A 12,506-nucleotide genomic window follows, 5' to 3' on the forward strand; every position below is an offset into this window, starting at 1 on the left:
AAGTGAAATTTCCAATAGCAATTTTCACCCTACTGATTAGTATCAGCAATCGGACTTTTACGGACAGTTATCGTATACCTATCTTCTTTATTTTTTAGAATTATGAGGTGAAAGTCTTATTGTTCGTGAATAACGGAAGAAAAAATAAGAGGTGAAGAAGTGAGATGCGTTTATTAGTTGTAGAAGATCATCCTCCATTATTGGAGTCCATTACACAAATTTTACGAAATGAATTTGAAGTAGATACAGCAAAGAATGGTGAGGAAGGATTATTTCTAGCATTGCAAAATATTTATGATGCAATACTTCTGGATGTGATGCTTCCAGAGATGGATGGATTTGAAGTAATTCAGCGGATTCGAAATGAAAACATTCAAACGCCTGTTTTATTCCTTACTGCAAAAGACTCTTTAGAAGATCGGGTAAAAGGGTTGGACTTTGGCGGAGATGATTATTTAGTGAAACCGTTTCAGGCGCCAGAACTTCAAGCGAGAATTCGCGCTTTATTAAGAAGGAGTGGAAGCTTAACGACTAATCAAACAATTCGGTACCGTGGTATTGAGCTGTTTGGAAAAGAGAAAGACATTCAAGTGGATGAGGTACCTATAAAATTAACTTTAAAGCAATATGAACTATTAGAATATCTGATTCAAAATAGTGGGAAGATTTTAATGCGTGAACAAATTTTTGATAGAGTATGGGGATTTAATTCTGATACAACAGTAGCCATTGTAGAGGTATATGTGCATCATTTGCGAAAGAAGCTCGATCCATTTGGCTATCATAAAGATATTCAAACTATACGTGGTATTGGATATATCTTAAAAGAACAATGAGACAACATAGCATGTTTCAAAAGACGCGCATTCAACTTACGATTTTGAATTCATTGGTATTTATTATATTAATTGGTATGTTAGGAAATGTTATTTATTCTTACACACATAAACGACTATATGAAGGAATAGATGATTCAATTGACAGATTCATTAAGAAACAACAAAAAGAAGACAAGTCTATTCCGGGTCAGTTTGGTTTTAGCAAAGATGTGCATATTGGCGATTCACGGATTATCGTTTTAAAATGGGATGCAAAGAATCAACTGGTAGATATGGAACCACGATTTATAGATCCAAACTTTTTTGAGAGAAATCAATCTAATTTATTTCCTAAAACATTTGGAGAACGGCAGGATATAGAAGTGGAAGGCGTAAACTTTCGGATGATTGCAGTTCAGGGAGATACAGATTTAGGGAAAGTCACGTTTCAAGTATTGCGGGACATAAACCCTGAAAAGGAAATGCTGCATACACTGCTACTTATTCTTGTAATTGGGTGCAGTATAGGAAGTATATGTGCGGTAGGGATTGGCTTTTTTTTAGCTGGTAGGGCGCTTGTACCAATTAAGAATGCTTGGCATAAACAGCAGCAGTTTGTTTCAGATGCTTCACATGAATTACGAACCCCTTTAGCAGTGATTCAATCTAAAACAGATGTATTGTTTCAATCACCTACCGCAACAATAGAAGATAAGGCGATGGATATTTCAACTATATCAAAGGAATGCCGACGCTTATCCAAACTAGTTGCAAACTTACTAACATTAGCACGTTCTGATTCAGATCAAATTGAAATGGACAAGAAAGCTTTTGCATTAGATAAATTGCTAAGCGAAATTGTAAATCCTTATTCGGAAATTGCTTTGTATGAAGAAAAAACAATTACGTTGGATGCCGTTCCTTCTATTTTATTTATGGGAGATAAAGAGCGTATTCATCAATTAATTGTAATTTTATTAGATAATGCGATGAAGTATACAAATGCAGGTGGAAATATTAAGGTATCTTGCTTTGAAACAACAAATGGGATTGTCATCCAAGTAAAAGATGATGGGATTGGCATCATTGAAGAAGATATCCCGAAAATTTTTGACCGTTTTTATCAAGGTGATAAATCAAGATCAGCATCAAATGGAGCAGGATTAGGTCTTTCTATTGCAAGCTGGATTGTTGAAAAGCATTCCGGAAAAATAAAAGTGCATAGCAAAATTGGAGAAGGTACTTGTTTTGAAATTGTATTTCCAAAGAATCAAAAGTACGAAATATTTCTAAGAAAGAAAAATAGGTAATTAAAAAGACGATCTTGTTTTATACAGGGTCGTCTTTTTTAAGGGAAAGTTAAGGAACCTTTTTCATAATAAATATAGACCTAATGACGAATTACAAATGATAAATGATGAAAAAGGGGAGTGGAAAATGAAAAGAATGAGAAAACTTCATTTTTGGATTGGGTTAATTGCTTCGGTATTTATTTTTATTCAATCTGCAACAGGGATATATATGTATTTTAATGAAAAAGGCCACGGTGGAGGAGCTGCTAATTTTAGAGAACGAGGATTTGGCAGAAATGGTGCTATAGGGAATGGACAAAATGGACAAGGAATGCAACCTGGGAATTCCGATTTTAATCAAAGAGGTGCAGCGAAAAATGGACAATTTTTTCAAGATAAAAATAATGGGGGACTCAATTCTCTATCAAAATTAGTTAAGGAACTGCATACAGGAGTAATTGGATTAATCGGTGCGATTGTTATGCTTATTTTAACTGGAACTGGACTATGTATATCTTTTGTCATGTTGCGAGCGAAATGGAGAGTAAAGCGTCAAAAAGACATAACGGCTTAAGGAACAGTTATGATGAAGGGAGGAAGTGAAAGGTGATTAGAAAAAAGACGTTTGGTCTACTAGTTGTTGGAGTATTAAGTCTCAGTGTAATGGGTGGAGCTTCAGCTTGTACAAATAAGGAGATAGATAAAGGAATACAATCGTCTCAACCTAGTAGTGCACAAGTCAATGGTGAGACTATACATGCTGCATATACAGAAGATAAAGCGCAGAATTTAGGAATTGAAACACAAGGAAAAGAGCTACTTACACTTGAGAAGGAAATTCATGAAACGGAAGTAGAGAAAGAAGCAAATCAGCTGGGAATTTCTACAGAAGGAAAAGATGTTGGAACACTTTCTGAAGAAATATATGAAGCGAAGGTCAAATTAGAAGCAGAAAAACTTGGAATACCAGTAGAGGGAAAAGCAATTGTAGATTTAATAGCGGAAATTAATAAAATCAAAATAAAAAGTGAAGCAGAAAAATTAGGGGTTTCCACAAAAGATAAAGAGATTGGTGCGATAGCTGAAGAGCTTTATGGCACAAAAATAAAAAACGAAGCAAAGCAACTTGGTATTTCAGAAAAGGGAAAAAGTATGGAAGCGTTAGCGAAAGAAATATATGAAACGAAAATTCAAACAGAAGCGAAAAACCTTCATATTGATCTGTATGGAAAAGATATTTATCAAGTGCTACAAGAAATTAATGAACAAAAGGCTTTGCAAGTGGCAAAAGAACTTGGGATAGATGTGACGGATAAGGATACACAGAAGCTTACAGAGGAAATTGAAAAACAACAACCAGATCGAGTACAAGAACTTCATTTTTCACCTTGGGTACAAACAGATGCAGAGGCATTTTATTATTATTTAACAAGTGGTTGATGTTTTGAAAAGGGAAAAGAAATGGACAGAAAAAGGAGTTTAATATAGTATGCTGTTCTTTCATAATAAGAGGGAGATAAGGGATCAAAACAATGAAACCTTATCTCTTTTTATGTGATTGTATGGGGGATATTCATTATTTGTTGACCTCCAATGCAATATTTTTACCATTCACTAAAACTAGGACTACCGCTACTACAACTTCCATTATTTTTTTCATCTCTTATCTCTCCTTGTTTTTGGTTTCATTTCTTACTTTTAGTATAGTGAAAAGCTCATTTCGGAACTATTGAATTAGATGACATAAGGATTACAGTGTTGTAAGGAAAATACTATGGTTTGTCACCTTCTTCTACATGTACAACAATCTGTCCATACAACTTTTCTCCAATGTATACATTTAATAGCCATAAGCCAGAAGAAGGGAGTAACATACTAGAGGGAATACTTGTGATATCTTTTGTAATCTCTTGCGGTGCTGTCCAAACATTGCCTGTTATCTCATCTTGAAAAAGGACAGGAACTGGTTTCGTTGAGCCTTGTTTTATTGCAATGACGGTTAGTTTTCCAGAGGGTATATTTGAGTTGAGAAAGAACCACATATATTTATTTGGTTGATTAGCAATCCAAGTAGCATCTACAATTGCAACCTTGTCTTGTATACCTTTTACAGATATTTTATCGTGCTGAAATGATGGACTTTCTTCCCAATTGACATCTTTAAGAATGCTAAGGTGAAAGAAAGAGGGAATGTTATTTTGTGGTTGTATCGTTTCAATTATTTTTGGGGAAGTAGATTTCTTTACCGTAGTCGTACAGCCAGTGATGAGACAGGAGAGAAGTAGCACGGTTCCAAGTTTTTTCATTTGGCCACGCTCCTATTCATATTTGTATTTTAATTGTATTGGACAAAAGAAAGAACAATTCCTGTAAAAGAAAAAGAGAGGCTACGCGGATAGCGTTTCCTCTTTTCTTACATGTGTTCTGTTGCTAGATTTTTCTGGCATTGTTAAAAAGACAACTGCGACAATAATGAAAATACCGCCTAATAGTTGATAGGCTCCAAATGATTCATTTAACCAGATGATTGAAACAATGGCTGCTACGAGCGGTTCAATACTTGATAAAATACTTGTTTCCGTTGCAGATAAATATTTTAGACTACCAATATAGAGCAGGAAAGAAAGTGTTCCGCTTATAATTACGAGAATAAGCATAGAAAATGTGCTCATTGTTAATGTATTTGTTACATAACGGAAATGAAATTCTTGATTATATAGAAATAAGGAAATTCCTCCAAGTAACATCCCCCAACCAACAATTACTGATGTCCCCCATTGTTTAATGAGAGAAGCGGGATGGAGTGTGTAAAAAGCAAAGCCGACTGCTGTTAAAATACCAAATAGTATTGCTTGTTTAGAAAGAACAATATTTTCAATTGAACCATTGGTAATAAGGAAATACGTGCCTGCCAGTGCAGCAGAAATTGCTATGACCTGCATAAAGGAAGGAAGTTTTTTATGCTGCATTGTAACATAAATAGTAATAAGAACTGGACCAAGAAATTGAAATAGTGTTGCAGTTACAGCATTACTTATATGCACTGTTTCAATAAATGCGTACTGAGCACCAAGCATGCCAACAACCGCAAAAATTAGTAGTTGAATCCAATGATGTGGATACTTCCAAATTCCAAATATATTTTGTTTTGTAAATAGTAGGGAGCATAAAATAAACATGCCTGCTAATAGTAGACGAATGACTAAAAAGTCACTAGATGATAGTTCAGTATGGTTAAATAGCCACTGAATCATAGGACCAGATAACCCCCATAATGTTGCTCCGCTAATAATCATCATCAGACCGATATGGCGAGGTGATTTCATGATGTATCCTCCTTTGTATGACTTGATTTCTTAAAACAGAAATGATAAGTATGATTATATATAACTTCTGATACCATAAAAAGTGTCAGTTTTCTATAAAATAAAGGGGTCAGTTTGTATGTTAGAATTAACACCGAAACTTGATATTCATAGTAAAGAACCACTATATGTACAACTATATAATTACATGAAAGAGGAAATGAAATCTGGAAATGTCCCGCCTTATACAAAATTACCATCGAAGCGAAAATTAGCTCAATATTTGCAAATTAGCCAAAATACAATTGAAGCCGCTTATGGTCAGCTTGTTGCAGAAGGTTACATAGAGGCGATTCCACGTAAAGGATATTTCGTATGTGAAATGGAACAAACTGTATTGCATGTAAAACAAAAGATGCAACATGTAAAAGAAATACCTTATTATGAACGAGACTACGTATTTGACTTTACGCATACAGGTGTTGATGCTCAGTCATTTCCATTTGCTCTATATCGCAAATTGGCAAATGAAGTGCTGCAGATTGAGAATGAAGAAGTACTACTACTTGGGCATCCGCAAGGTGAATTTGGATTGCGAAAAGAAATTGCAAAATATATGTACGAATCGCGCGGTGTCCATTGTTCACCAAGTCAAATTATTATTGGAGCAGGAACCCAATATTTAATAAGAATGCTATTTCAATTGTTAAAGGAAAGTACATTTGCGGTAGAAAATCCAGGATACCATCGAAGAATGGTTACGTATGAAAAAGGGATAGAGCATGTAGAACAGCTTCCTCTTGATGAAGATGGAATCATGCTTTCATGTTTAGAAGAAAGCAATGCAGATGTTGTGTTTGTTACACCATCCCATCAATTTCCATGCGGGATGATTATGCCAATTTCAAAGCGGATGCAGCTTTTACATTGGGCAGAAAAAGAGGAAGGACGTTATATTGTAGAAGATGATTACGATAGTGAATTTCGTTATTCTGGTAAACCCATTCCAGCTCTCCAAGGATTAGATACAAATGGGAAGGTTATTTATATGAGTACTTTTTCGAAAGCACTACTTCCATCGTTACGTATCAGTTATATGGTGCTCCCAAAAGCGCTAATTGAAGTATATCAACAAGACTATTTCTTTTATACGCAGACTGTATCGCGAATTGATCAAGAAATTGTGAAACGTTTTCTCGAGGGTGGACATTGGGAAAAGCATATTCATAAAATGAGAGTTGTGTATCGAAAGAAGAGAGATACACTGGTTTCAGCAATTTCAACATATTTTCCGAAATATGTTGAAATAATTGGACAAGATTCAGGGCTGCATATATTATTGCGCACAAATAATGGTATGGCAGAACGAGAGCTTATTGAACGGGCGGCAGCATATAGTATAAAGGTACATCCTGTTTCCATGTACTATGATGATGTGAAGGTTGATAATAAAACCGTCTTGCTTGGTTTTGCAATTTTATCTGAGGAAGAAATTGATAAAGCGGTTCAATTGCTGGCAAAAGCATGGTTTGATTGAAGGGATATTACAAGGAGCAAGCAATTTTACTTCATTAACATAGGTTATAAAGAAAAGGGACTTTTAAACAAGTCCCTTTTCTTTATTCGTTTTCTTCATGTAAAAACAATACCATGTGTTCTTCGTCCCAATATTGATCGTTATATTTTAACGAACGTTCTTGTACGCCAAATGTTTTAAAGCCTAATGATTCATAGAGTTTTTTCGCGCCTTCATTGCCAACGACAACATCAAGCATAAGTTGTTCTACTTCTAATTCTTTTGCTTTTTCAATTGCTGCCTGCATAAGTGCTTTACCAGCACCAAGGCCACGCGCTTTTGGAGAGACATAAACAGCACCGATTTTTGCTTTGTGCTCTTGCTTTAAAAATGATTTCGTTTCCAGAGTTGCAACACCGATTAATTCACCATCTTTAAAAGCACCAAGTGTGTAATTTTCATTTTGAGATAATATTTCTGCTTTATATTCAACAGGGTCTTCCTTGTTAATGATATCTTCATAAGAGGAACTGAACGCTTCTGGATTTTGCTTTAATCCTTCAACGCGAAGTGCTAAATAAATTTCTGCATCCTTTTTTGTCAATACACGAATTTCCAATCATATCACCTTCTAAATCTTTGGTAGTTGTACATATATATCTTATATTAAAGTAATAATAATTTCAAAAATATAGTATTTATGGTTAATGTTATTAGTTGAAAATTATTTACTAAAATAATAAAAATGTCTATTGAATTGGTAATTCTATCGTAAATATAGTTCCAATTCCAACTTCACTTGTTACATGTATAGAACCACCATGTAATTCTATGATCTCTTTTGCAACAGCTAAGCCAATACCTTTTCCACCAGTTGCTCGCGTTCGGGATTTATCGACCCGGTAGAAGCGTTCAAAAATATGTGGTAAGTCTTCACTTGGAATTCCCTCTCCTTCATCTTGCACTTGTACAAGAAAAGTATGCGCCTTTTTAAATACTCGTACTGTAATTTGAGAATCTTCGTGAGAATGTTGGTGTGCATTATGTAACAAATTCAGCATGACTTGCTCCATGCGGCGTTCGTCTATGCAGACATATAAATCTTCTGGGCAATATAAAGAGATGCCTATTTTCTTTTTTTGAAGAGATGGCTTTATTTTTTCAACCATACGCTCTACAAATGGTAGCAGTGAAACAGGTTGCTTTTTTATAGCAAATTGGTGTTGTTCAAGTTGTGCAAGTTCAAATAAATCTTGTACGAGTTCGGTAATATTTTCTGTTTCTTCTTCAATAATTTGTAAATATTCTTCCCGTTCTTCTTTAGATAAAGACGTTCTTTTTGCAACTTTTGTATATCCTTTTACATATGTGAGCGGGGTTAATAATTCATGTGCAACACTTGCGAGAAACTCATTTCGTTCCTTTTTCATATAGGTTAGCTCACTAGAAAGCTGTTCAATTGTTTTTGCTAAACTTCCTAATTCATCCTTACTCTTAATACCTAATGTAATCGGTTCATTTTGCTTCATCATTCTTTCGGTTGCTCGCTTCATTTTGATAAGTGGATTTGTAATAACTCTTGAAAATAAAAATACTAAAATTGTTGTGAGAGCTACTGTCAAAGCACCAACGGAAACGAACTGTTTTGTTAGGCGGAAAATCATTTCTTTTATAGAAGCAGTTTCTAAAAACATATGGACATAGCCAACTACTACTCCATATTTTGTAATAGGACTGACTGTTGAAATATATTTTGATTCTTTCCAGCGATCTTCTGTTATCATTCCGTCTCTAGGAATATACTCAATCTTTTGTTCAAGTTGTTTGTGCATGCCTTCTGTAATGGGATCGGAAGAAGATAAAATATTACCTTCTGCATTTGTTATGACGAGTTTCGTATGAGAAGGGGCGTTAGATTCCATCGCCGCGACATGTTCAACGGCTCGTTCGCTATAGCGTTTTTCAATAATATCACGATACCAATTTCCTTTTGCCAATAAGGACGTAGTTTCTTCATTTACACGCATTTGCGCCAGTGTTGTATGAAAGGATACAAATAATACCGATTCAATGCAAAGAGATAATAATAAAAAGTATGTACCAAGTTTTATAGAAAGTTTATTCATTATGATTCACAACCTTTTTCCTGTACTAACAGGCAGTAAGACTCCCGCCATAAATTTCTGAAGAAATAATGAAATTCAGTAGAAGAAAAACTGCCGGCATATGCCTGAGTGGTTCCAATAAAGGTTCTTCACTAGTGGAAGTTTCATTTTATCCCGCTATTCGCGGGCAGTAAGACCCCCACCTCAAGATTGAGAGAAAATCGAAGAAGCTAGGTGGAGGATAATTGCTGGCATGCGCTCGATTGGTTCAACTAACCATTAGTGGGGGATGAAGCCGTCCCCACTGATGGAAGTTTCACTTTATCTTTACGATTAGTTACCTTTCCATTTGTAGCCGATTTTATAAACGGTTTCCAGGTAATCTTCGATAGGGAATCCTGCTTTTCGAAGCTTTTCGCGTATATTACGAATGTGAGAATCAACGGTACGATATTCAATATCTGTTTGAAATCCCCATATTTTTTCGATAAGTTCATCACGGCTATAAGCACGGTTTATATTTTGTAAAAAGAGTCCAAGTAATGAAAATTCAATTGGCGTAAGAGAGAGTTTTTCATCGTAGACAGTCACCGTATGTCGCGTTTTATCCCAGTCAATTCCGTTAAAGCTTATGAATCCTTCTTTCTTTGTACGACGCAATACAGCTTCAATACGAGCAATTAATACTTTCTCATCAAACGGTTTTGTAATATAGTCGTCAGCGCCTAAGGTGAGACCTTTTACCATGTCATAATTTTGATTACGTGCTGTTAGCATAATTATGGGTACGCTACTTATTTGCCGAATTTGAAAGCAAGTCTCCCAGCCGTCCATTTTTGGCATCATCACGTCTAATAAGATAAGATCAAACTCTTTTTGTTGAACGAGTTCAAGTGCTTCTTGTCCTGAAGTTGCCTTTATGCAAAAATGCCCGCGCGGACTTAAAAATAAATCTAATAAGCGCAGCATGCGTTCTTCATCATCTACTAATAATAGTTTTGCCATAATGATGTACACCTCAAGTTTCCAGTATTTATGTTTATCCCGATATTCGCGGGCAGTAAGACCCTACCTTAAGATTTAGAGAAAAGTGAAGAAGATAGGCGAAGCCAAATCCTCACTGCTAGAAGTTTCCCTTATATATTTTACATGAACTTTTACAAAAAACACTGTTCATATTATGAAGAAAAGGACAATTGCCATAAAAAATGCACTACTTTTGCAAATCTTTCTTTTATAATGAGAATGTAGCAGCACAAAAATACCCTATGTTGCGACATAACGTCATGTCATTTTGTTTTTCAAAATGACAAATTCCATTCTATTGTGTAAGTGAGATAGAGAACATTTTTCGTATTCACCTCGCATCGGATAAGGAAAATTTCTATCTCACCTTTTTTTTGTTAATAAAAAGGATTTAAATAGTGAATAAAAAGAACAATTCCTTGAAAAGTAGGAACACAATGCAGCTATAGTGTGCATTGCATTAATGATGATGACTATCCTTGTTTATGCTAGGAAGTTTTTTTGATTATTATAAAGTAAAATTTTTATCAATGAAGGGTTTCCTTACTGATAATGAACTGAGCCAATTGGGCTCTTATAGATGATTTCGTATTAAACACCCGCCTGTTAGAGCGGGATAAAAATAAGAAGCCTCGCACAATGTGTGCGGGGCTTTTTTTAGCGGTCTTTTATGTGTAAAAGAAGACTAAGCATTTAAAAATAAAACCATATGCTCTTCATCCCAATATTGTCCGTTATATTTTAAACCACGTTCTTGTACGCCGTATGTTTGGAAACCAAGTGATTCGTATAGTTTCTTTGCCGGTTCGTTTCCGACAACAACATCAAGCATGATTTGTTCTATATCTAATCTTGGTGCATTTTCAATGATTGTTTCAATTAATGCTCTTCCAGCACCAAGACCACGTGCCTTCGGAGAAACATACACAGAGCCAATTTTTGCTTTATGCTCTTGTTTAATAAAAGGTTTAATTTCAAGTGTGGCAATGCCAATTAATTCATCGTCTTTAAAAGCGCCTATTGTAAATTTTTCAGGATTATCTAATCGTTTTGCCATCGCAGCAACAGGATTTTCTTGTTTCATAACATCTTCATAAGAGGAACTAAATGCTTCTGGATTCTGAGTTAACCCTTCTACGCCAAGCTGTAAATATATACTTGCATCTTCTTTTGTTAAGACACGAATGTTCATACAAGCAACCTCCTAATGTAATGGTTTTATGTAATGAAATTATATATTAACTTTATTAACTATTCAACATTTATATATGTTACATTTTTATAACTAAAAAGATTTCTCATGTGAGAGGCCTTTTTAGCTTTTTATTGGAAGTTTCACTTTACCCCGCTCTAACAGTCGGTAAGATGCTTAGCTACGAAGTAATGACAAACCGTCTGTAAGAACCCGATTGGTTCAACTAACCTTTTGGAGAAGAGCGCTCCAAAAGGAAGTTTCACTTTATAAATCCTTCAATTCGTTCTGGATGTGTGTAAATATTGCAAGAATCACCACGAATAAAGCCAACGACAGTAATACCTAAATCATGGGCAAGTTCTAGAGCTAATTTTGTTGGGGCTGATTTTGATAGGACAATTTCACAGCCGATTTTTGCCACCTTGAGTAAAATTTCAGATGATATGCGGCCGCTAAAGGCAATTACTTTTCCATGTATTGAAATGTTATTACGTAAGCAATAACCGTAAATTTTATCTAAAGCGTTATGGCGTCCAATATCCATTCGTGAAATAATAATCTGTGTTGCATCACATAATGCAGTGTTATGTACACCGCCTGTTTCTTTAAAAGTAGTAGAGGATTGCTGTAGATCTTTCATTAAACGAAAGCAATCTTCGGGCTTGAGGGTAATATGAATATCGTGCATCGTTTTTGCTTTTGCAGCATCATTGACAAATACAAAGCCTTGTCTGCTTTTTCCGCAGCAAGATGTAACATACCGTTTGTTATAGCAAGTTTGATATAGTGGATTTGTTTGCGATGTTGTTACATGAGCAAATCCTTTTTCTTTTTGGATCCATAATTGTTCAATATGTTTATAGGAAGGAATAATACCTTCTGATATTAAGAAGCCAACAACCATATCTTCAATATGATCAGGTGTACAGACAATCGTTACATATTCTTCACCATTTAGTTTAATTGTAAGTGGATATTCTGTTACAATTTCGTCATCTTTTTGATGAAATGTACCATTTCGGTACTGAATCATTGGATATGTATCTTGAACAGACTCCATATAAAATTCCCCTTTATCGATTATTCTCCCATTTTTATCATAAAACAATAGAAAAAGAAAAGCATTCGTTTTGCATTTTTATTACATTCCTTGGTGATTATTTGTGTTCTACGATATAATAGAATAGTAGTAATATACATCAATTGTAAGCTTATTTTATACATCAAGAATCTAACTCTAAGAACTGTT

12 protein-coding genes are annotated in these 12,506 nt (G+C 34.9%); 5 read left to right on the plus strand and 7 right to left on the minus strand.

From position 1 onward, the window contains the following. The first annotated feature begins 164 nt into the window (after positions 1–164). The 4 genes from CN326_RS10540 to CN326_RS10555 all read left to right on the plus strand — a co-directional run bounded on the left by CN326_RS10540 (position 165) and on the right by CN326_RS10555 (position 3,550). Positions 165–836 carry a response regulator transcription factor gene (locus CN326_RS10540; protein WP_098308977.1) on the plus strand — a complete coding sequence of 224 codons (672 nt, stop codon included), beginning with the start codon at positions 165–167 and terminating at the stop codon, positions 834–836. Next, a complete protein-coding gene (locus CN326_RS10545; protein ID WP_098308978.1) occupies positions 833–2,128 on the plus strand; it encodes a sensor histidine kinase in 1,296 nt (431 codons plus the stop codon). Before CN326_RS10540 ends, CN326_RS10545 begins: the two co-directional genes overlap by 4 nt. Before the next feature lie 127 nt (positions 2,129–2,255). Then, positions 2,256–2,684 carry a hypothetical protein gene (locus CN326_RS10550; protein ID WP_176524587.1) on the plus strand — a complete coding sequence of 143 codons (429 nt, stop codon included), beginning with the start codon at positions 2,256–2,258 and terminating at the stop codon, positions 2,682–2,684. A 35-nt stretch (positions 2,685–2,719) separates the two neighbouring features. Continuing rightward, the gene (locus tag CN326_RS10555; RefSeq protein ID WP_098309100.1) at positions 2,720–3,550 is read left to right on the plus strand and encodes a transporter; all 831 of its coding nucleotides are present in this window, start codon (positions 2,720–2,722) and stop codon (positions 3,548–3,550) included. Positions 3,551–3,882: 332 nt separating this feature from the next. On the opposite strand, the gene CN326_RS10560 is transcribed toward CN326_RS10555, so the two are convergent. Both CN326_RS10560 and CN326_RS10565 read right to left on the minus strand, forming a co-directional pair. Next, positions 3,883–4,416, minus strand: a complete 534-nt coding sequence (locus CN326_RS10560) for a DUF4871 domain-containing protein (protein WP_098308980.1) — start codon at positions 4,414–4,416, stop codon at positions 3,883–3,885. 81 nt (positions 4,417–4,497) lie between these two features. Next, positions 4,498–5,436, minus strand: a complete 939-nt coding sequence (locus CN326_RS10565) for a DMT family transporter (protein ID WP_098308981.1) — start codon at positions 5,434–5,436, stop codon at positions 4,498–4,500. Positions 5,437–5,554: 118 nt separating this feature from the next. Here CN326_RS10565 and pdxR point away from each other — a divergent pair, with 118 nt between their 5' ends. Then, the gene (gene pdxR / locus CN326_RS10570) at positions 5,555–6,952 is read left to right on the plus strand and encodes a MocR-like pyridoxine biosynthesis transcription factor PdxR (RefSeq protein ID WP_098308982.1); all 1,398 of its coding nucleotides are present in this window, start codon (positions 5,555–5,557) and stop codon (positions 6,950–6,952) included. An 82-nt stretch (positions 6,953–7,034) separates the two neighbouring features. Here pdxR and CN326_RS10575 read toward each other — a convergent pair whose 3' ends face one another. From CN326_RS10575 to fdhD, 5 genes are all read right to left on the minus strand, one after another. Then, a complete protein-coding gene (locus CN326_RS10575) occupies positions 7,035–7,550 on the minus strand; it encodes a GNAT family N-acetyltransferase (RefSeq protein ID WP_098308983.1) in 516 nt (171 codons plus the stop codon). A gap of 130 nt (positions 7,551–7,680) precedes the next feature. Beyond that, positions 7,681–9,057, minus strand: coding sequence for a HAMP domain-containing sensor histidine kinase (locus tag CN326_RS10580; RefSeq protein WP_098308984.1), 1,377 nt, complete (start codon positions 9,055–9,057; stop codon positions 7,681–7,683). Between the two features lie 312 nt (positions 9,058–9,369). After that, entirely contained in the window at positions 9,370–10,041 is a 672-nt protein-coding gene (locus CN326_RS10585; protein ID WP_098308985.1) for a response regulator transcription factor, read from the minus strand. 706 nt (positions 10,042–10,747) lie between these two features. Beyond that, positions 10,748–11,254, minus strand: coding sequence for a GNAT family N-acetyltransferase (locus CN326_RS10590; protein WP_098308986.1), 507 nt, complete (start codon positions 11,252–11,254; stop codon positions 10,748–10,750). A gap of 262 nt (positions 11,255–11,516) precedes the next feature. Continuing rightward, positions 11,517–12,317, minus strand: a complete 801-nt coding sequence (fdhD, locus tag CN326_RS10595; RefSeq protein ID WP_098308987.1) for a formate dehydrogenase accessory sulfurtransferase FdhD — start codon at positions 12,315–12,317, stop codon at positions 11,517–11,519. Positions 12,318–12,506 lie beyond the last annotated feature (189 nt).

The organism is Bacillus sp. AFS018417, from assembly GCF_002560985.1.
GTDB classification, from domain to species: domain Bacteria; phylum Bacillota; class Bacilli; order Bacillales; family Bacillaceae_G; genus Bacillus_A; species Bacillus_A rhizoplanae.